The 19,822-nt window shown below is 67.3% G+C and carries 16 protein-coding genes and 1 tRNA gene; 12 read left to right on the top strand and 5 right to left on the bottom strand.

The genetic code is table 11. The features are described 5' to 3' along the window. Positions 1 to 220 precede the first annotated feature (220 nt). Both AC3RX1_RS03150 and AC3RX1_RS03145 read right to left on the bottom strand, forming a co-directional pair. Entirely contained in the window at positions 221 to 1,060 is an 840-nt protein-coding gene (locus tag AC3RX1_RS03150) for a universal stress protein (protein ID WP_491499786.1), read from the bottom strand. Positions 1,061 to 1,165: 105 nt separating this feature from the next. After that, positions 1,166 to 1,753 (bottom strand): HhH-GPD-type base excision DNA repair protein, encoded by a 588-nt coding sequence (locus tag AC3RX1_RS03145; protein ID WP_491499785.1) that lies wholly within the window; start codon positions 1,751 to 1,753, stop codon positions 1,166 to 1,168. 369 nt (positions 1,754 to 2,122) lie between these two features. Here AC3RX1_RS03145 and AC3RX1_RS03140 point away from each other — a divergent pair, with 369 nt between their 5' ends. The 5 genes from AC3RX1_RS03140 (at position 2,123) to AC3RX1_RS03120 (ending at position 9,288) form a co-directional block, all read left to right on the top strand. Continuing rightward, a complete protein-coding gene (locus tag AC3RX1_RS03140; protein ID WP_491500086.1) occupies positions 2,123 to 4,444 on the top strand; it encodes an InlB B-repeat-containing protein in 2,322 nt (773 codons plus the stop codon). Positions 4,445 to 4,758: 314 nt separating this feature from the next. After that, entirely contained in the window at positions 4,759 to 7,281 is a 2,523-nt protein-coding gene (locus AC3RX1_RS03135) for an ATP-dependent Clp protease ATP-binding subunit (RefSeq protein WP_491499784.1), read from the top strand. 65 nt (positions 7,282 to 7,346) lie between these two features. After that, positions 7,347 to 7,847 carry an amino-acid N-acetyltransferase gene (locus tag AC3RX1_RS03130; protein WP_491499783.1) on the top strand — a complete coding sequence of 167 codons (501 nt, stop codon included), beginning with the start codon at positions 7,347 to 7,349 and terminating at the stop codon, positions 7,845 to 7,847. Between the two features lie 61 nt (positions 7,848 to 7,908). Continuing rightward, the gene (locus AC3RX1_RS03125; RefSeq protein ID WP_491499782.1) at positions 7,909 to 8,598 is read left to right on the top strand and encodes a hypothetical protein; all 690 of its coding nucleotides are present in this window, start codon (positions 7,909 to 7,911) and stop codon (positions 8,596 to 8,598) included. A gap of 285 nt (positions 8,599 to 8,883) precedes the next feature. After that, a complete protein-coding gene (locus AC3RX1_RS03120) occupies positions 8,884 to 9,288 on the top strand; it encodes a dehydrogenase (protein WP_491499781.1) in 405 nt (134 codons plus the stop codon). 43 nt (positions 9,289 to 9,331) lie between these two features. Here AC3RX1_RS03120 and radA read toward each other — a convergent pair whose 3' ends face one another. Together radA and AC3RX1_RS03110 are read right to left on the bottom strand one after the other, a co-directional pair. After that, a complete protein-coding gene (gene radA, locus AC3RX1_RS03115; protein ID WP_491499780.1) occupies positions 9,332 to 10,702 on the bottom strand; it encodes a DNA repair protein RadA in 1,371 nt (456 codons plus the stop codon). Between the two features lie 169 nt (positions 10,703 to 10,871). Continuing rightward, positions 10,872 to 11,822 carry an L-lactate dehydrogenase gene (locus AC3RX1_RS03110; RefSeq protein ID WP_491499779.1) on the bottom strand — a complete coding sequence of 317 codons (951 nt, stop codon included), beginning with the start codon at positions 11,820 to 11,822 and terminating at the stop codon, positions 10,872 to 10,874. 113 nt (positions 11,823 to 11,935) lie between these two features. Here AC3RX1_RS03110 and AC3RX1_RS03105 point away from each other — a divergent pair, with 113 nt between their 5' ends. The 3 genes from AC3RX1_RS03105 to AC3RX1_RS03095 all read left to right on the top strand — a co-directional run bounded on the left by AC3RX1_RS03105 (position 11,936) and on the right by AC3RX1_RS03095 (position 15,945). Beyond that, a complete protein-coding gene (locus tag AC3RX1_RS03105) occupies positions 11,936 to 12,967 on the top strand; it encodes a hypothetical protein (RefSeq protein ID WP_491499778.1) in 1,032 nt (343 codons plus the stop codon). Positions 12,968 to 13,107: 140 nt separating this feature from the next. After that, positions 13,108 to 13,198, top strand: a tRNA-Ser gene (locus tag AC3RX1_RS03100). A gap of 959 nt (positions 13,199 to 14,157) precedes the next feature. Then, positions 14,158 to 15,945, top strand: a complete 1,788-nt coding sequence (locus tag AC3RX1_RS03095) for an RNA/DNA-binding domain-containing protein (protein WP_491499777.1) — start codon at positions 14,158 to 14,160, stop codon at positions 15,943 to 15,945. A gap of 155 nt (positions 15,946 to 16,100) precedes the next feature. Here AC3RX1_RS03095 and AC3RX1_RS03090 read toward each other — a convergent pair whose 3' ends face one another. Then, positions 16,101 to 16,991 (bottom strand): hypothetical protein, encoded by an 891-nt coding sequence (locus AC3RX1_RS03090; RefSeq protein WP_491499776.1) that lies wholly within the window; start codon positions 16,989 to 16,991, stop codon positions 16,101 to 16,103. A 254-nt stretch (positions 16,992 to 17,245) separates the two neighbouring features. Between AC3RX1_RS03090 and AC3RX1_RS03085 the strand changes: the two genes are divergently transcribed. The 4 genes from AC3RX1_RS03085 (at position 17,246) to AC3RX1_RS03070 (ending at position 19,718) form a co-directional block, all read left to right on the top strand. Continuing rightward, complete coding sequence (locus AC3RX1_RS03085) at positions 17,246 to 17,509, top strand: helix-turn-helix transcriptional regulator (protein ID WP_491499775.1); 264 nt, start codon at positions 17,246 to 17,248, stop codon at positions 17,507 to 17,509. Beyond that, positions 17,509 to 18,948, top strand: coding sequence for a type II toxin-antitoxin system HipA family toxin (locus AC3RX1_RS03080; RefSeq protein WP_491499774.1), 1,440 nt, complete (start codon positions 17,509 to 17,511; stop codon positions 18,946 to 18,948). Before AC3RX1_RS03085 ends, AC3RX1_RS03080 begins: the two co-directional genes overlap by 1 nt. 240 nt (positions 18,949 to 19,188) lie before the next feature. Beyond that, positions 19,189 to 19,362: a hypothetical protein gene (locus tag AC3RX1_RS03075; protein ID WP_491499773.1), complete on the top strand. Its 174-nt coding sequence runs from the start codon at positions 19,189 to 19,191 to the stop codon at positions 19,360 to 19,362. A 137-nt stretch (positions 19,363 to 19,499) separates the two neighbouring features. Next, positions 19,500 to 19,718 (top strand): PspC domain-containing protein, encoded by a 219-nt coding sequence (locus AC3RX1_RS03070; RefSeq protein ID WP_491499772.1) that lies wholly within the window; start codon positions 19,500 to 19,502, stop codon positions 19,716 to 19,718. Positions 19,719 to 19,822 lie beyond the last annotated feature (104 nt).

Below are 19,822 nucleotides of genomic sequence, written 5' to 3'. Positions count from 1 at the left end.
CCCCTCCCCGCTGGCCCTATGGCCCCACCATCGCCGAGTTGCCCCTCGGTTCGCCGAGTTGTCCCTCGGTTGGCCGAGTTGCCCCTCGGTTCGCCGAGTCGTCCCTCGGTTGGCCGGGTTGCCCCTCGGTTCGCCTAGTTGTCCCTCGGTTCGCCGAGTTGTCCCTCGGTTGGCCGAGTTGTCCCTCGGTTCGCCGAGTTGTCCCTCGGTACGGTGCGGATCAGCGCACGATGACGGTGACGGTCGCCAGGCGGGCGAGGACTTCGTGGCTGATCGAACCGAGCAGCAGCCGCGCGAGTGCGCCGCGCCCGTGGCTGCCCACGACGGCGAGCCGGGCCGAGCCCGCCAACTCGGTGATGATCGTCGAGGGATAGCCGCACTCGACGCGCTCGGTGATCTCGAGGTCCGGATGCGCGGCGCGCACCTCGGCGAGGGCGCACTGGAGGATCTCGGCGGTGACATCCTGCATACCGTCGAGATACGGCTCCGGATATCCGCTCACCGCCCCGGGGATCGGCATGGGCGTCCAGACGCTCACAGCCGTGAGCGGCTCGCCGAGGCGCGCTGCTTCCTCGGCCGCGAAGGTCACCGCACCTGCCGAGACGTCCGATCCGTCGGTTCCGACGACGACACCGGTGCGCCCGCTGACATCGAAGTCGGGGACGACGGCGACGGGGCTGTGCGCCGCGGCGCTGATCCGGATGCCGTGCGCTCCGCGCACCGACCCCGACTCGGGCCCTTGATAGTCGCTGCCGATCACGAGCAGCGCCGCGTCGTCAGAGGCGTCGATCAGCACGGCGACCGGATTGCCGTGCTCCACGCGCGCCGTGACCGGCACTCGGGCCGCGTTCGCGAGGGCGGCGTAGGTGTCCAGCATCCGCGCGGCCGCCTCTTCCGCGCTCTGCACGATGCTGTCCTCGCCGACGGTGCCGACCGCTCCGCCGACGACGGTGATGAGTTCGAGCCCGAGTCCGAGTGCCGCCGCGCGGTCGACCGCCCACTGCACGGCCCGCTCCGCAACGGGGGCCGCCGAGACCCCGACCAAGATGTTCCCGCTCATTGTGACCTCCCCGTGGGTGCCTGTGGCTCCCAGGCTAGGGCACGGCCGGCGTTCGGCCGGAAAACGGCAGGGATCGGCCGAGATCGGCGAGACCGCCCGATGAGGCTAGGCGGTCTTGGCCACCTTGGCCGATTTCGCGGCGGCCTTCATCTCGCGCTTGAACTCGCGGACCTTGGCGAGGGTCTCGGGGCTCGTGATGTCGGCGACGCTGCGCAGCGAGCCCTCGTCGCCGTACGGGGCGGAGGCTTCCCGCCAGCCCTCGCCTGTGAACCCGTACTGCTTGCCGAGCAGCGCGAGGAAGATCTTCGCCTTCTGCTCGCCGAAACCGGGCAGACCTTTCAGGCGCTTGAGCACTTCGGGTCCGGTCGGCCCGCCGCGGGTCCACAGCGCCGCCGCGTCACCGTCCCAGTCCTTTTCGATCGCCTGGCACAGCGACTGCACTCTGGCCGCCATCGAACCCGGATAGCGGTGCACCGCCGGCGTCTGACGGAACGCGTCGACGAGCGCGTCGGGATCGTATCCGGCGATCGTCGACGCATCCACGGCTCCGATGCGCTGCTGCAGCTTGAGCGGCCCACCGAAGGCCGTCTCCATCGCGACCTGCTGATCGAGCAGCATGCCGATGAGCAGGGCGAGCGGGTTCTCGGTGAGCAGTTCGTCGGCCGCCCGGTCGTCGGTGAGGTGGATGGCCATGCCCTCAGTGTAGGCAACGCGACTCTGCCGCACCGCTTCGGATTTCGTATGCGTCCCCGGCCGCCGGTGTGGGCGGAGCGCTCGCAAAGACTACGGCGGTCGGGCCGGTTCCTACGGCCGCTCGGCCGTTTTCCTGCGGCCGCCGAAGGTTAGACTGAAATGATGCTCAGGGGATTCTGGGCTTTCGACGGCCCAGTTCCCTACTGAAGGACTTTCTCGATGAGTTCACTCGTCTCTCGGGCGTGTCTGCCTGCCTCGGCTCGCAGGCTCGTGACCATGCTGGTCACCGCGCTCATCGTCGCCGCCGGCCTCACGGTGGCGGTCGCCGCACCGTCGCACGCCGCCTCGGCGACAGCCACCGTGGACGGCATGACCTTCGAGAGCCTGGACTACTACGAAGGCGAGGCCTGGGTCACCGCCTACGACGCAAGTTCCTCTTCACAGGGCACCGCGGTCACGATCCCCGAAACGGTGACCCTGGATGACGGACGCGAGTACACCGTCACCACCATCGGAGAGGGCGCCTTCACCGACCAGAAGCTCACGTCGGTCACTCTTCCTCACCAGCTGCGCAGAATTGAGAACTGGGCATTCGCCCAGAACAGATTGACATCGATCACCTTCCCGGCGTCGCTCACCTCCGTCGGAGTGTATGCGTTCTTCGACAACCAACTGGGGGCGGTGACCTTTCCGGTTCCCGACACCTACCTCGAATTGCAGCAGTGGGCCTTCATCTCCGCCGGCGTCACCTCGGTCACCTTTGAAGGGCCCGTCGACCTCTACGCATCCGTATTCCAGGACAACCCGCTGACGGACGTCTACTTCAGCGATCGCGCGCCGGCGAGGTTCTGCGGAGCCGGCGAGGATCAGCTTTGCCTCGGCTCTTTGGGGGACGGCGGGCCCACCGGCCCGACCGTGCATTTCTTGAATCAGTACTACACGCTGCCCGGCTATGGCGGCTTCAACTTCCCGACCTGGCGGGGCTACACCACGATGACCGAAGACACCGTGACCTTCGATCACAACGACGGCACGGCCGGCGACGAGGTCCAGGTGGATCGTGACACGAAGGTCGCGAAGCCGGCCACGGATCCGGGCCGCACCGGCTACACCTTCACGGGCTGGTACAGCGATAAGGCTGCAAGCACCCCGTACGATTTCGATGCGAAAATCAACGGCAACACCACCCTCTATGCCAGGTGGACGATCAACAGTTACACGGTCACCTTCGACAGCAACGGTGGTACGGCTGTCGCTTCGAAGGCAGCCGACTACGACACCAAGATCACCGCGCCGCCCGCGCCGAACCGGGATCATCACACCTTCGCCGGTTGGTACACCGACACGGGCGCGACTCATCTCTTCGACTTCTCCGCGACCCCGATCACCGGTGACATGACGCTGTACGCAGGCTGGTCGATCGAAACGCACACCATCACCTTCGACGGCAATGGCGGCAGCACGATCAGCCCGGCAGTGGTCGACCACGGCACGAAGGGTTCAGCACCGAGCACCGACCCGAGCCGCGCGGGCTATGCCTTCACCGGTTGGTACCTCGATCCCGATGCCACGACGCCGTTCAATTTCGGATCGACGAACGTCATCGACGACCTCACCCTGTACGCGGGGTGGGGGATCAACACCTACACGGTGACCTTCGACAAGAACGGCGGGGATACGACCACACCCGCGCAGACGGTCAATTACAAAGACTACGCAGCGGCGCCGGCGGCAAGCCCCAGCCGCACCGGACACACCTTCACCGGCTGGTACACCGACAAAGCCGCGACGGACCCCTTCGCGTTCAACTCGTCACGGGTTCTCGGCAATCTCACCCTCTACGCGGGGTGGAGGATCAACAGCTACACGGTCACCTTCGACTCGAACGGTGGCGGCGCGGCTCCGGCCCCGCAGTCAGTGGAGTTCGGCGACACCGCGACCATGCCGCCCGGGTCCCCGCACCGCACCGGATACACGTTCGTGGGCTGGTTCACCGACACCAACGCGATCCACGACTTCGATTTCGACACGACCCCGATCACCGGCGGCATCACCGTCTACGCCGGGTGGAGCATCGACCAGTATCGGGTCATCTTCGACAGCGATCACGGCACGGCGGTGAGCCCGCAGACTGCGTACTACCGCGACACGGTGACGGCACCCGCGGATCCGACCCGTGCGCACTACCGCTTCGACGGCTGGTTCGCCCCCGGTGCGACGACCGCGTTCGACTTCGCGGCGCCGATCACGGACAACATCACGTTGACCGCGCAGTGGGTGCCGACTATCACCCTCATGTTCGACAACGCGGGTGGCAGGGGCAACGGCACGGTGACGATCGACGCAGGATCCCCGCTGCCCGTACCGCCGACTCCGACCCGCGCCGGGTTCACCTTCGCCGGATGGTACACCGATCCCGGGCTGACCACCCCGTTCGATCCCACCGCTCCGATCACGACCAACCTGACGCTCTACGCGAAGTGGGCGGCCGTGCCGGTGAACCCGACCCCGCCGCCGTACAAGCCGGTCGACAAGCCTGGTCATACGGACACGAAGCACGGCAGCACCCACAAGGACGGCTTGCTCGGCGAGACCGGCGCCACCACCGACCCGGCGCTCCCGATCACTGGAGCGCTCCTGCTTCTGGGCGGCGCGAGCCTGCTGATCGCCCGCCGCCGACACGCGAAGTAGTCGAACGTGCGCGGCCGACGGGGGTTACCGTCCGCCGGACGTGTGTACTCGGTGCCCAACGGGCGAGTCACCAGGTTCGTCGCCCGCGAGGCGAGTCACCCAAATGTTGACGCGCTCCGTCGGGTCGAGCCAGAGGCCGTCGCCCACCGGCGGCTTGTCGCGCGCTCCCTTCAAATCTGGCGCGATAGCGGGGACCGGGGGAGGCTCCGCCTCACGGTGTGGACGCTATGCCGACGGCGAACACCGCCGAGAAGCATCCCCTCGCTGGTTACGCTCGATACAAGCGCCAGACGTGGGCGCCCGGAGGAGTCAGCATGTTCGAGAGATTCACCGACCGAGCTCGCCGCGTGGTCGTCCTCGCCCAGGAAGAGGCGAAGATGCTCAACCACAACTACATCGGCACGGAGCACATCCTGCTCGGCCTCATCCACGAGGGCGAGGGAGTGGCTGCCAAGGCGCTCGAGTCGCTCGGCATCTCTCTCGATGCCGTGCGCGAGCAGGTGCAGGACATCATCGGCCAGGGTCAGCAGCAGCCGACCGGCCACATCCCCTTCACTCCGCGTGCCAAGAAGGTGCTCGAGCTGAGCCTGCGCGAAGCCCTGCAGCTCGGCCACAACTACATCGGCACGGAGCACATCCTGCTCGGCCTCATCCGCGAGGGCGAGGGCGTCGCAGCCCAGGTGCTCGTCAAGCTCGGCGCCGATCTCAACAAGGTGCGCCAACAGGTCATCCAGCTGCTCTCCGGCTACCAGGGCAAGGAGCCGGCCGCCGTCTCCGGCGCCGCGCACGAGAGCCCGGCCGGTGCGCAGGGCGGCTCGCAGGTGCTCGACCAGTTCGGCCGCAACCTCACGCAGGCGGCGCGCGACAACAAGCTCGACCCGGTCATCGGCCGCGAGAAGGAGGCGGAGCGGGTCATGCAGATCCTCTCCCGCCGCTCCAAGAACAACCCGGTCCTCATCGGCGAGCCCGGCGTCGGCAAGACCGCCGTCGTCGAGGGACTCGCGCAGGCGATCGTGAAGGGCGATGTGCCCGAGACGCTGAAGGACAAGCAGCTCTACTCGCTCGACCTCGGCTCGCTCATCGCCGGATCCCGCTACCGCGGCGACTTCGAAGAGCGTCTCAAGAAGGTCACCAAGGAGATCCGCACCCGCGGCGACATCATCGTCTTCATCGACGAGATCCACACTCTCGTGGGCGCCGGCGCCGCGGAGGGCGCGATCGACGCCGCTTCGATCCTCAAGCCCCTGCTCGCCCGCGGTGAGCTGCAGACGATCGGCGCCACCACGCTCGACGAGTACCGCAAGCACTTCGAGAAGGATGCTGCGCTGGAGCGCCGCTTCCAGCCGGTACAGGTGCAGGAGCCCACGCTGCCGCACGCGATCAACATCCTGAAGGGCCTGCGCGACCGGTACGAGGCGCACCACAAGGTGCAGATCACCGACGGCGCGATCGTCGCCGCGGCGAACCTCTCCGACCGGTACGTCTCCGACCGGTTCCTTCCCGACAAGGCGATCGACCTGATCGACGAGGCCGGCGCGCGCCTGCGCCTGTCGATCCTCTCCAGCCCGCCCGAGCTGCGCGAGCTCGACGACAAGATCGCCGACGTGCGCACGCACAAGGAGCAGGCCAGCGAGGAGCAGGACTTCGAGAAGGCCGCGTCGCTGCGCGATGAGGAGAAGTCGCTGCTCGCGGAGCGGCTGCGCCTCGAGAAGCAGTGGCGGAGCGGGGATGTCGCGACCCCCGCCGTGGTCGACGAGGGCCTGATCGCCGAGGTGCTCGCGCAGGCCACCGGCATCCCGGTGTTCAAGCTCACCGAGGAGGAGTCGAGCCGTCTCGTCTTCATGGAGAAGGCGCTGCACCAGCGCGTCATCGGCCAGGAGGAGGCGATCGCGGCGCTCGCGCGCACGATCCGCCGCCAGCGCGCGGGCCTCAAGGACCCTAAGCGCCCCTCGGGCTCGTTCATCTTCGCCGGCCCCACCGGCGTCGGAAAGACCGAGATGGCGAAGGCACTCGCCGAGTTCCTGTTCGACGACGAGGGCGCGCTGATCTCGCTCGACATGAGCGAGTTCGGTGAGAAGCACACGGTCTCACGGCTGTTCGGCGCCCCTCCCGGATTCGTCGGCTTCGAAGAGGGCGGGCAGCTCACCGAGAAGGTGCGCCGTAAGCCGTTCTCGGTCGTGCTCTTCGACGAGATCGAGAAGGCCCACCCCGACATCTTCAACTCGCTGCTGCAGATCCTCGAGGAGGGTCGCCTCACCGACGGCCAGGGCCGTGTGGTCGATTTCAAGAACACCGTGATCATCATGACGACGAACCTCGGCTCGTCGGCGATCGCCGGTGGCCCGGTCGGCTTCCAGGTCGAGGGCGACACGACCACGTCGTACGAGCGGATGAAGGGCAAGGTCGACGAAGAGCTCAAGCGCCACTTCAAGCCCGAGTTCCTCAACCGTGTCGACGACATCATCGTGTTCCCGCAGCTGAACAAGGACGAACTGCGTCAGATCGTCGGCCTGTTCACGAAGCGCCTCGGCGAGCGGCTGCTCGACCGCGACATGACGATCGAGCTGAGCGACGCCGCGAAGGACAAGCTCATCGAGATCGGCTTCGACCCCACGCTCGGCGCGCGGCCGCTGCGCCGCGCCATGCAGCGCGAGATCGAGGACCAGCTCTCGGAGCGCATCCTGCACGGCGAGCTGAACGCCGGCGACCATGTGAAGGTCGACGCGCAGGACGGCAAGTTCGTGTTCGAGCACGCGCCTCGCGGCGAGAAGATCGCCGTCGGCGTGGGTGCCCCCGAGCAGATCTCGGCGACGCCGGACATCATCGCCGGCACCTGACCGCCGGTCGCACACGCGGAGGGTTCCACCAGGAGGTGGGACCCTCTGCGTCGTATCGTGGACGGGTGACCGAGATCGTCGTCCGTCCCGCCCGCACCGCCGACGTGCCCGCCATCCACAGGCTTCTCGAGCCGCTGGTCGAGCGACGCATCCTGCTCGGCAAGGAGATGGTCTCCCTCTTCGAAGCGGTGCAGGAGTTCGTCGTCGCAGAGGCCGACGGGGAGGTGCTGGGATGCGGCGCACTCCACGTGATGTGGCACGACATCGGTGAGGTGCGCACGCTGCTCGTCCGTGAGGACCGCCTGCACGAGGGGATCGGCGGACGCATCGTCGAGGTGCTCGAGAAGCGTGCCGTGGAGCTGGGCCTCAGCCGCCTGTTCTGCCTCACGTTCGAGGTGTCGTTCTTCACCCGGCACGGATTCGCGCCGATCGGCGAGCATGTGGTCGCCCCCGATGTGTACGCCCAGCTGCTGCGCAGCCCCGACGCCGGTGTGGCGGAGTTCCTCGACCTCGCGCACGTGAAGCCGAACACGCTCGGCAATACGCGCATGATCAAGCACCTGTGAGCGCACCGGGAGCAGGCGTGCCGTACCGCGGCATCGCCGAGCGGCGACGTAGCCTCGTGTCGTGAGCACTCCCCGCCGCCGACACTCGCCCGCCGTCTACCGGCGTCGCCGACTCACGCTGCTGCTCGTGCTGGTCGTCATCGTCACCGTCGTCTGGCTGCTCATCGCACGCCCCTGGGAGAGCCGCGCCGAGCCGTCCGCGGGAGCGGTGACGCAGAGCGCCGACCCGCTGCTCCCGGCGGTTTCGAGTGAGGGCACACCGGGCGCGACGACGAGCCCGACGCCGGGCGCGACGTCGAGCGCCGCGCCGTCGAAGAGCACACCGAGTCCGGGCGCATCCGCGAAGCCGTGCGCCTCCGCCGATCTCGTCGTCAAGGCGGTGACCGACAAGACCAGCTACGCCTCGGGCCAGCTGCCGAAGATGTCGATTGAACTGACCAATACCGGGTCGGCGGCCTGCACCCTCAACGTCGGCTCGAGCGAGCAGGTGTTCACCGTCACCAGCGGCAGCGACACCTGGTGGCGCTCGACGGACTGCCAGAAGGAGCCGAGCGACATGGTCGTCCTGCTGAATGCGGGGCAGAAGGTGTCGAGCGCGCAGCCCATCGCCTGGGACCGCACCCGGTCGACCGTGGCGACCTGTGACGCGAAAAACCGGCCCAAGGCGCCGGGCAACGGCGCGACGTATCATTTGACCGTGTCGATCGGCGGCGTCGCCTCCGTCGACGATGCGCTGTTCCAGCTGTACTGAGGTCCGATCAAGGGCTGGGTCCCGACGGTTTTCCGACGGGGTACCCCCGCTTCACCCCAGAAGAGGTCAGATGTCCCCCAAAAGGGGGACAGATAGCAGTGCTCGGAAGCGCGTACACTTAAGGCATACGCTGTGCATCAGCGCGACGGAACCGTCCCCAGCGGTGAAGCGCCCGTCCCCAGCGGGCCCCGATCGCGGCACAGCGTCTCGGGCCCTCTCGAGTCGTCCAGTCCCCAATGAGCGATTCGAGGGGGCCCCATTCTGTCCTCCGGCTACTCTTGAGCCGTGGCATCCGGCAAGAAGCGCTCGTCGAAGCAGGTCGACTTCCGCAATACGCAGCTCGGCGACGCGCTGCAGACGCAGGACATGGCCGCCGTCGCGTTCGCGCTCCGGCACGGGCCGACCGTCGTCCCCTTGATGCGACCCGGCGCACGCGACGATCCCCGCGACTCGGGCGAGGTGTGGACCTTCCGCGACCCCAACACGGGCGACGTCGCGCTGCTGCTGTTCAGCGATGCGCTGCACAAGCCGGCGACCCTGCCGCCGGCCGTCGGCCTGCACTCGCCGGCCTGGCTGCGCGCCTTCCTCGAGGCGCACCGGGACGAGATCACGACGGTGTTCTTCGACATCGCCGGCCCCCATCCCATGCAGGCGACGCCCGCCGATGTGATCGCGGCGCTCGACGCCTGAGCGGCGCCGACAGTGCGCGATTCGCTGCGCCGTGCCACCCGGCTCAGAAACCGGGGACGCCGTCCTCCGGTCCGGCCGCCATCGCCGTCGCCCTGACGCGGTTGAGAGCCTGGCCGATCGACTCGGCGCGCTCGTCGATCACGGTGCGGTAGCCGAGCCGGGCCGCTTCCTGCCGCCGCTGGGCGGCCTGCGTGACGGGACGGATCTCACCCGACAGGCTCAGCTCGCCGATCGCCGCGACATCGTGCCGCACCGCCTTCTCGCTCTGGGCCGTGGCCACCGCGATCGCGATCGCGAGGTCGGCCGCCGGCTCCACGAGCCGGACGCCGCCCACCGTGGAGACGTAGACGTCGTGCTTCGACAGATCGACTCCGGCGCGCTTCTCGATGAGCGCGAGGATCATGGCGACCCGGGACGAGTCGACGCCGCTCACCACGCGCCGCGGATTGGGGCCGGATGCCGGGACCGTGAGCGCCTGCACTTCGACCGGGAGTGCGCGCCGTCCCTCGAGTGCGACGGTGATGCAGGTGCCGGCGACGGGCTTCCCACTGCCGAGGAACAGGCGGCTGGGGTCGGGCACCTCTTCGATGCCGGCGCCGGTCATGTCGAAGCATCCCACCTCGTCCGTGGGGCCGAACCTGTTCTTCAGGGTGCGGAGGAACCGCAGGGCGGTCTGCCGGTCGCCCTCGAAGTGGCACACGACGTCGACGAGGTGCTCGAGGATGCGCGGGCCGGCGATCGAGCCGTCCTTCGTCACGTGGCCGACGATCACGACGGGCAGGGCCCGCTCCTTCGCGACGCGGATGAGGGTCGCCGCGACCTCGCGGACCTGGCCGGGGTGCCCGGCGAGGCCGTCGGAGAGGCTCGAGGACACCGTCTGCACGGAGTCGACGATGAGCAGGTCTGGTTCGACCTCGTCGACGTGCCCGAGGATCGTGGCGAGGTCGGTCTCGGCGGCGAGGTACAGCTCGTCGTGCAGCGCACCGGTGCGCTCGGCGCGCAGCCGTACCTGCGCGGTGGATTCCTCGCCGCTCGCGTAGAGCACGCGGCGGCCCGACCGCGCCGACTGCGCTGCGACCTCCAGCAGCAGGGTCGACTTGCCGACGCCGGGTTCGCCGGAGAGCAGGATGGCGGCGCCGGGGACGATCCCGCCGCCGAGGACGCGGTCGAACTCCGCGATGCCGCTCGAGCGTCGGGGCGTCGTGGAGGTGTCGATCATGGTGATCGGGCGCGCGGCGCGCCCCGCTCCCGGGGCCGTGGCGGTCACGCGGCGGGTCGCGATGCCGGTCGACTCGGCGGCCTGCACGACAGTGCCCCACTGCTGGCATTCGCCGCACCGGCCCACCCACTTGAGCGTCGTCCACCCGCACTCCGTGCACCGGTAGGGGGACGCCGTGGGTCGCTTCGTGGCCATGCCTTAAGGCTATGCGCGCCCTGCGACATCCCATCCCATGGCGCGAGTTGCCCCGCGGTTGGCCGAGTTGCCCCTCGGTTGGCCGAGTTGTCCCTCGGTTCGCCGAGTTGTCCCTCCGTCAGCAGGCTCCGCGCTCCGCACCTGCGCCGCCGCTTGCCCGGGCTGCGCGTCAGCGCAGCGTGTCCGCGACGGCGCGCAGTGCCTCTGCGGAATGGTGGAACAGCGCGAGCTCGTGCTCCGAGAACGTCGTCTCGGCAATCGGCGTCGCTCCGGTCGCGTTGACGATCGACGGCACGGAGAGGGCGACGCCGCTGACACCGTGGAAGTCGTGCAGCACCGTCGAGACGGGCATCACGGCGTGCTCGTCGCCGAGGACGGCCTCCACGATCCGTGCGCTCGACAGGCCGATGGCATAGTTCGTCGCACCCTTTCCGCGGATGACCTTGTACGCGGCATCCCGCACGTCGATCGCGATCGTGTCGAGCTCGTCGGGAGTGAACGGATCGCTGTCGGTCGGCCGCCAGTCGAGGATCGGCACCGTGCCGATCGTGGCCCGCGACCAGAGGGGGAACTCGGTGTCGCCGTGCTCGCCCACGATGTACGCGTGCACGCTCGACGTCGAGACGCCGGCGCGCTGTGCGAGCAGCCAGCGCAGGCGCGACGTGTCGAGCACCGTCCCGGATGCGAAGAGGCGTTGCGGTGGCAGGCCGGTGGCCTCCTGCGCGAGGACCGTGAGCACGTCGCACGGGTTGGTCACGATGACGTAGATGGCGTCGGGAGCCGCTTTCAGCAGCTGCGGCATCATCGTCTTGATGATGCGGGCGTTGACGCCGGCGAGGTCCATGCGCGTCTGGCCCGGGTCCTGCTTGGCGCCGGCGGTGATCACGACGACGTGCGATCCCTCGACGACGGAGAGGTCGCTGCCGCCGACGATGTCGCTCGCGCCGGTGAACTGCGTGCCGTGGGCGAGGTCGAGCACTTCGGCCTCGGCCTTGTCTGTGGCGATGTCGTAGAGGGCCACGTGGCGCGCCGAGCCGCGGATGAGGGCGGCGTAGGCGGTGCTCGAGCCGACGCTGCCGGCGCCCACGACGGTGAGTTTCGAGTTCTCGATGACGCTCATGCGCTCAGTCTCGCAGGGACGGATGCGGTCAGCCAGGGCGGAGCGAGCTCGCGTCCGCGGGTAGCGTGGGAGGCGACATCCGTCTCTTGCAGACCCGCAGAAAAGGCACCATCATGACCCAGCCTCAGGGCGCCCATCTCGTCGGCAGCGTCAACTACGACGACGCCGAGACCACCATGCGACGCGCCGCCGAGATCCTCGGTGACCGCCTCAAGCGCATTCCCGACGGCGAATGCGGGCCGCGGTTCCACTGGATCATGTTCCAGCCCGACGTGCTGGGGCAGGCGGAGGGAATCGAGCGGGTGGGCGACGAGTCGCGGATGCTGCGCATGCTGGATGCCCGGCCGCTGCGTGTCGCCGACGGCGTGGACCCGGCATCCGTCGTCTTCCCGCCCCTCGGATACGCGAGCGCGGCGATCGATTCGTACGCGGTGTTCACGCGGCTGCGCGACGAGGGCGTGATCCCGGCGGGAACCCGGTTCCAGGTGTCGCTGCCGACGCCGCTGGCGGTGGTCGGCGCGTTCTTCCCAGCCGAGCAGCGCGCGGCGATCGAGCCGGTGTATCGGGCCGCGATGTATCGGGAGCTCGACGAGATCCTCGCCGCGATTCCGCACGAGGATCTGGCGATCCAGTGGGACAACGCCGTGGAGTTCGGCATGATCGAGGGCGTCAGCGCTGAGCCGTGGTGGGACGGCGACGTCTGGGAGGGGCTGACGTCGCGCTCGGCCGAGCAGGCCGACCGGGTGCCGGGGGATGTCGAGGTCGGATTCCACCTCTGTTATGGCGACGTCGCCGAGAAGCACTTCGTCGAGCCGACGGACGCCGGCAACCTCGTGCGGTTCGCGAACATGCTGGTGGCCGCGGCGGACCGGCGCATCGACTGGATCCACCTTCCGGTGCCGATCGAGCGCGACGACGACGCGTACTACGCTCCGCTCGACGGGCTCGAGATCGGCGACGCGGAGCTGTATCTCGGACTGGTGCATCGAGAGGATGGCGCGGCCGGGGCCGCGCGCCGCATCGCGGTGGCGCAGCGGCACGTGCCGGAGTTCGGCGTGGCGACCGAGTGCGGTATCGGGCGGGCCCCCGAGGGCACGACGGAGGGCATCCTCCGCACGCACGCCGAGGTCGCCTCCGCCTGGTGACCCGGCCCAGGCCCCTGGGCGAGCGCAAGGGTGACCGCGAGTCAGGTCCCTGAGCGAGCGCAGCGAGTCGAAGGGCCGGTCGTCGGGCAGAGCGTGCGCCCGATTGGCGGGGCATCCCATCGTCACGTACACTTGTCCGCGGTGACGTGTCCGAGCGGCCGAAGGTGCAACTCTCGAAAAGTTGTGTAGGGTAACCCCCTACCGTGGGTTCAAATCCCACCGTCACCGCCAGCGTCGAAGGCCCCGAGATCCTTGAGAAATCAAGGGTTCCGGGGCCTTTGTCATGTCCGGGGGCGGGCGTGCGGTAACGCAGCGGTAACAGAATTTCTGGGCCGCCTGGCCGTCTACGCCTCTTCGGCTTCGTCGGGTGGGCTCGCTGCTCGTCGTAGAGCGTCAATCGCGTCGCTGGTCACCCGGTTGAGGGTCCGAGCGAAATGCGACATAGTCACGTGCAGGAGCGGTGTCGTCGTGCCAGGGACTCGGGGTCTGCCCCGTCTTGTTGCGGTAGCTCATGGTTCCCCAGTCAACGTCGGTGTTGGTGCTTCATTCATACCCTGTGCTGTCGACACCGTCCAACGTGGTTGAGGACACGTGCATGTCGGCACGCCAAAGACGCATGAGCGGCGCGCGGTGGTCCACCCCACGTCCTTGGGCAAGTTCGTGCGCGATGCGACGAAGGCGAAGGCGCCTGAGGATCTGCTCTGGTCAGTGGAATTCGGGGGATACCTCCGGCCGGGGAACGCTGTCTCGGGGTGGTTCGCGGGCGCCGCTAAGAGGATCCGGGCCGAGGATGCCGAGGCGGCCACGGAGGCGAAGTATCCGGGAGAGGAAGCGCCACCGATCATGCCGTGGGTCAGCCCATGACCTGCATCACGCCGCCGCGTCGTTTGTGATCATCGCCGGAGCCAGCGTCAAGGCTGTTCATTGCATGCTTGGGCACGCGAGTGCGGCCATGACACTTGACGTATGCGGAGTTCTTCGAGGATGATATCGCCCCGTCGCCGTGGCGCTGGATAGCCAGTGGTCGGCGTCACTCGCGTCGCAGTCAGGAGGCGGCAGGACCGCGGGCGCGTCGCGCATGCCTACACAGAGCGAGTTTTGCGATAGTTTTGCGCAACCCTTCACTGTGTAGGGTTCTGCAAAACTTCGGGTAAACTCGAGTACGAACTCAAGGACGGAGGTCGAGACGCGTGGACGCATTGGATCGCGTGCTCGCCAAGATCGCGGACGGACTTGATTCGGCGACCGCCAGCGAGTCGATCGAACTCGAGTTCAAGACCGATGGGCGGTCGGTGAAGGACGACCTCGCCAACATCGCCGACGCGGCCGCTTGTCTAGCGAACGCTGCAGGGGGAACCCTTGTCGTCGGTGTCGACGACAAAATCGCCGGCTCCGATGCGTTCGTCGGCACCAAGCTGGATCCGGACAAGACGCGTCTTCGGATCTACGAGATCACGCAGCCCCCGCTTCTGGTGGAGTCCGAGCGACGAATCACGGCACACGGCGATGTTCTGGTGCTCACAGTCGCGAGCAGTACCCAGGTGCACAGTGCGAACGGCAAGATCCCCACCGAGCGGGTTGCGGACCGTTGTCTACCGATGACAACCGAGCGGATTGCTGCGGTCACGGCGCAGAAGACAGGGCGGGACTGGAGTGTTCATCCCGCAGGGGTGTCGGCGTCGGACGTCGACCCGGTGGCGATGCAAGTCGCTCGTGAAATGCTCGCCCGTTCGAATGACCTCGGGAAGCGGCGTCTCGCCGAAGCCAGCGACATCGACCTGCTTCGCGCATTGGGAGTAGTCCTCGAGGACCAAACTCTGACAAACTCAGGGGCGCTGCTATTCACCCGGGCTTACGAACAGACCGTCCTGATTTCCTACACGTATCGACGGACTCCTGCCGGTCAGCTGACGGCAAATGAGCAGCTCGCCGGGCCGCTGGTGATTGCATTGCAGCGGGTGTTCGACCTGATTGAGGCGCGGCTTGAGACCACGCCCGTGTCCATCGGCAAAGGTCAACAACTCCACATCGCCGACTTGCCAGAGGCAGCCGTCCGCGAGGCAGTGGTCAACGGACTTATGCACCGCGAGTACTTCAGTACGGAACGCACCGCGGTCGAGCACACCGTCACGCAACTACGAGTGTCCTCGCCGGGTGGGTTCGTGCCGGGCGTCAGCGTCGACAACGTCCTGACGACGTCGTCGCGAACCCGCAACACGAACCTCGCGGGGGCCATGCGCATGCTGGGTCTCGCTGAAACGGCCGGATCCGGTGTCGACCGGATGTACGCGGAGATGGCCCGCATCGGGCATGAACCTCCGAGGTACACCGCTGCCCCGACTTGGGTGGAGGTGACTCTTCTAGGTGGAGCGCCGAACACTGCGCTGGCGAGATACGTTGCTACGCTGCCGCCTGAAGAAGCCGCTGACGCCGACACCATGGTGATACTCCTCACTCTCCTCACCAAGAAGACCGTGGGAGCTGAGGAACTGATGCCGCTCCTCCAGAAACCTGTGATCGAAGAGGCGCAATCCGTCCTCGCGCGACTGAGTGGCGACGAGATTCGCCTCCTCGAACCAACGCGCGAGACGGCGCGCCGGGCATTTCCGAAGTATCGGCTCCGCGAAGATGCGCTCACGGCGCTTGGGTCCGCGGTCACCTATCGTCGTAGGACGACTGACCAGCTCGATCGCAAGATCATCGAGCTCGTCAACGAAACCGGAACGATCAACGCCAGGATGGTGCGCATCCTCCTCGACCTCGACACTGTTGGCGCATCTCGCGTACTCGCCGACCTCGTTGAGCGGGAGATCCTTGTCAAGACCTCTGAGGCAACACGTGGCCCGAGCGTCACCTACGGACGTGGTGCAGCTTTTCCAACCAAGGCCGGCGGTCGCGGCAACACACGTGATGGCCGTGGTTCCCGAGCGTCGCGAGGGCCGGACCAGCTCACCCTCGAAGGGCTGGAGGACCAGTGACCAGGTCAGCATCAGCGGTAACGCGGCGGTAACGGAATAGCTGCGGAACGGTGTTTTCGGGCGTGCGCACATGTGAGCAACCTCCGCGGAATCACGCGGATCTTGCCGATTGAGCCGGCATCCGCTGACGGGCGATAAGAGTTCAAATCCCACCGTCACCGCCATTGGTCCTGAGTCGCGACATCGTCTACGAACGAGTCGTGGCTCAGGACCTTTTCGTGGTCGGCTTCCTCGCCGCCAGCCAGATCTAATCGACGCCCGCGCCCAAGCCCATAGCCCTGCGCGAGACTGTAACCATGGACATCACAGGCTTGGGCTGGGTCGGCACACGCACCGAGCATGGTCATGAGCTGGCCGCCTTCTACGAGAAGGTACTCGGTCTGACTCTCACCCACAGCGAGCCCGACTTCTGGGTCTTCACGCTTCCCGACGGTCGTAACGTCGAGGTATTCGGTCCCGACTACCTCGGTAAAGAGCACTTCACGACCGGGCCGGTCGGCGGCTTCGCCGTGCGCGACCTGCCGGCCGCGGTTGAAGAGCTGCGCGCTGTAGGAGTTGAGCTGCTCGGCGAGGCGGGACCCACATGGCAGCACTTCCGGGCGCCCGACGGCAACGTTTACGAACTCGTTGCGCACTGACGCGCATTCACGCGGGTTCGACCCATCCGATATCCCACAGAACCCATGGAAACACTGGATCGCGGGGGTCCTTAAACTGCCCCCACGAACCACCGAGATGGCCCCGCGAACCCTCTTCGCTGTACTTCCCGTCACTGACATCGCACGGCCTCCGGCCGACTTGGGCTCGGCAGCGACAGCGGCGGCAGCGGCGGCGGTCTTCGCGGCGGCGACGGTCTCGACGTCGGTCTCGGCGTCGGGCTCGTCGGCGCCGTTGTCGGCCGTGTTGTTGTCGGTCTCGATGACGACGGCGTCGTGGGCGGCCTTGGTGGCGGTCACGGCTTCAGCGCCATCAATGCCGGCGACCGCGCCAGCCGCTGTGATGGCGCTCTTGGCCAACGACTCTGCTGCGGTGTCGGACTCCTGCACATGTCAGCAGAACCATATCCGGCCGACACCGAGCGCGTGGTGCGCTGGTGAGCTCCGACCGCCCTCAATGATCGGGTTCGGCGCGTTGTGATGACACGCGGCATGTCAGGGCTCGACGCGTGCGAGCGTCATCAGGCGTTTCCCGCGAGACGCGGTCCCGGATCCTTGAGGCGAGCAAGCACGGGAAGAATACTTCCCATCTGGCTGTATGTGAAGTATTTTTCCCATAGAAGACACTGAGAAGTATCCTGCACATGGGAGGTCAGATCATGCAGATGCCATCGAGCGCTGGCTTCGCAGCCTTCGTGCGAAGCCAGCGCCTGCAATCGAACATCACCCAGGACGACCTCGCACAGGCTGTGCGCAAGAGCAGGCGCTGGGTGCACGACCTCGAGATGGGCAAGGTGGATCCCTCGCTCAGCGCGGCGATAGACGTGGCCGCAGCTCTTGGGTTCACCGTGTCGCTGGAGCGGAGCAAGCGCTCTGATGTCCTCGACGAGCTGTTCGAGGATCTGTGATGGCTGACGTCCTCGATGTCTGGCTGGATGGACGCTTCGCGGGACAGCTCCTGCGTGGCGAGCAGGACCAGGTGGAGTTCATCTACAACGCGGGGTACGTCTCCGACCGAGACTCGACGCCACTGTCGTTGAGCATGCCGAAGTCGGCCGTCGGGCACGGACCGGACGTCGTGATGCCATGGCTGTCCAACCTCCTCCCGGACGCGGAAGAGGTGCGCAGCCGATGGGCAGCGAAGTTCGGTGAGCGGCGTATCGATCCATTCAGCCTGCTCGCGCACATGGGAGAGGACGCGCCCGGCTCTGTCCAGGTCGTCCCCGAGAACGTGGTTCCTTCGGATGCCGGCGAACTGTCCCCGCTCACGGAGCGCGACATCGCGCGACGCGTGCGCGCCATCCTGGAGGATCCGGAGCACTGGGTCGATGACACCGACGATGACGGGAGTCGGTTCTCGCTCGGCGGCAATCAGGGCAAGTTTGCCCTCGCCCGGATCGACGGAGGATGGTTCGAGCCGAACGGACGTGCGGCCAGCACGCACATAGTGAAGCCCGGCATGGTGCTCGCGTCCGGCCAGACGGATGAGCACGTCCAGGCCGTGGAGTTCGTGACGATGCGCACTGCGCGCTCTCTCGGCATCCGTGCAGCGAAGGTCGAGATCCTCGACTTCGACGGGGTGCCTGCGTTCGTCACGACACGGTTCGACCGCAGGCTGGCTGTAGATGGCACGGTCGTCCGCGTGCACCAAGAGGACTTTTGCCAAGTGCTGAGTGTCTATCCGTCACGCAAGTACGAGGAGGACGGCGGCCCGACCATGGCTGACATGGTGGAGCTTGTCGACACCGCCTCATCGCCGGCGTATCGCGTCGAAGACAAGCTCGAGTTCGCTCAGCTGTTCGCCTTCAACCTGCTGGTCGCCGGCGTCGACGCGCATGCGAAGAACCACAGTCTGTTACATGCCGGCAACACCAGCAGACTCGCGCCCGCGTACGACCTCATCTCGGCTCACGGCATCTGGCCGGAAGATCGAGTCAAGTACCGGTCCAGTGCGGCTGTGAAGTACGGCAAAGAGCGCGCGTACCGCAAGATCACCAGCCGCAATCTGATGCGAACAGCTGATGTGCTCGGCATCCCCCGCGGAGTCTTCGCAACGAACCTCAGCACGATGTCGCGGATGCTCCCCGAAGCGGTTCAGGGTGCCATTGATGAAGTCCCCACAGCGATGGTGACACCGCAGCTTCGTGCCATGCCGACACGGATCGGGTCCTTCGCCGAAGGGTTCGTTGAGCAGATTCAGCGGGACGACCTGAGCTATCGGAACCTGCCTCGCTTCGAAGGCGGCCACGCGATCGGCCGGCTGGCCGCGAACCGCGTCTGGGAGCCGGGGGAGTGGCGTGTTCGCCGCTGGGTCACGGGGCACTACCGGGGCCGGTCCGGCAGGTAGACGATGATCCTGGGCGCAGCGTCTGGCGAAAGCCGGAGTCTAACGCGGTGTGCATCGGCGGGCGCTGTGGCCGCGTGCATCAGTCAGGCGATGGTTGCGGCATCCTCGGTGAGCCCGGACGAGCGGCTCCCGTGGCGCGCGATCGGCGTACCATTCTTCCTTTGCCGAGGCAAGCGCGATGTATGCCCCCCGACCCTGAACTGCCGTGGCCGCACATCACGTCACGGGCCAGGAGGAATCTTGAGCGACACGCGGGACGACCGCCCGAGGCAGGACGACGAGGGTGAGGAGAAGAGCGGTGGCCTGGGGCGGGATGGCACGATTCCGCCCAGCCCCGATGGTGTCGCCGCCGGGCACACCGGCGAGCCGTCGACCTTCGAACCGGAAGAGGACGAGCAGGCTCCGGGCAAGTGAGAGCGACGCCGGGCTGGCGATTCGGCCGCTTCGGTCGGGACTGGTCCGTCGACTGAGAAGAGGTTGGTGGTGATGCTTCGAGTCGACCGGGTTCGCACTGCTTGCGGACAACCGGCCGATGCACCACGCTCGACCACATGACCGGAAATGACCTCGCCGCGCAAGCGCCACCCGTGCGACGGATGGAACGACCGTTGGCGGGCCGTTGGGCCGCCGGGGTGTGCGCTGCATTCGCGGCTCGGCTCGGCATCGACGTGATGGCGGTCCGGCTGTGTGCGGTGCTCGCCGCGGTCTTCGGCCCAGGTGTGCTCATCTACCTCGTGCTCTGGTGGGCGATCCCGAACGAATCGAGTTGAGCCTGGCGGCGGTCGTGGCAGCCGTGACGATCGACCGAGCATCCATCCGTCGAACCGTCGAGCGGGATCGTGAGCCGATCCTGCCGCACGCGGCGCGTCGCCCC

This window comes from Microbacterium altimontanum (genome assembly GCF_058349865.2).
Note: the sequence above shows the minus strand (reverse complement) of the source record. Positions and strands in the feature narration are given on the sequence as shown.

What these genes read in the sequence shown, in the direction of transcription:
- AC3RX1_RS03150 (WP_491499786.1), bottom strand. Translation starts at nt 1,060, where the DNA reads ATGAGCGGGAACATCTTGGTCGGGGTCTCGGCGGCCCCCGTTGCGGAG.
- AC3RX1_RS03145 (WP_491499785.1), bottom strand. Translation starts at nt 1,753, where the DNA reads ATGGCCATCCACCTCACCGACGACCGGGCGGCCGACGAACTGCTCACC.
- AC3RX1_RS03140 (WP_491500086.1), top strand. Translation starts at nt 2,123, where the DNA reads ATGACCTTCGAGAGCCTGGACTACTACGAAGGCGAGGCCTGGGTCACC.
- AC3RX1_RS03135 (WP_491499784.1), top strand. Translation starts at nt 4,759, where the DNA reads ATGTTCGAGAGATTCACCGACCGAGCTCGCCGCGTGGTCGTCCTCGCC.
- radA (WP_491499780.1), bottom strand. Translation starts at nt 10,702, where the DNA reads ATGGCCACGAAGCGACCCACGGCGTCCCCCTACCGGTGCACGGAGTGC.
- AC3RX1_RS03110 (WP_491499779.1), bottom strand. Translation starts at nt 11,822, where the DNA reads ATGAGCGTCATCGAGAACTCGAAACTCACCGTCGTGGGCGCCGGCAGC.
- AC3RX1_RS03105 (WP_491499778.1), top strand. Translation starts at nt 11,936, where the DNA reads ATGACCCAGCCTCAGGGCGCCCATCTCGTCGGCAGCGTCAACTACGAC.
- AC3RX1_RS03085 (WP_491499775.1), top strand. Translation starts at nt 17,246, where the DNA reads ATGGGAGGTCAGATCATGCAGATGCCATCGAGCGCTGGCTTCGCAGCC.
- AC3RX1_RS03080 (WP_491499774.1), top strand. Translation starts at nt 17,509, where the DNA reads ATGGCTGACGTCCTCGATGTCTGGCTGGATGGACGCTTCGCGGGACAG.
- AC3RX1_RS03070 (WP_491499772.1), top strand. Translation starts at nt 19,500, where the DNA reads ATGACCGGAAATGACCTCGCCGCGCAAGCGCCACCCGTGCGACGGATG.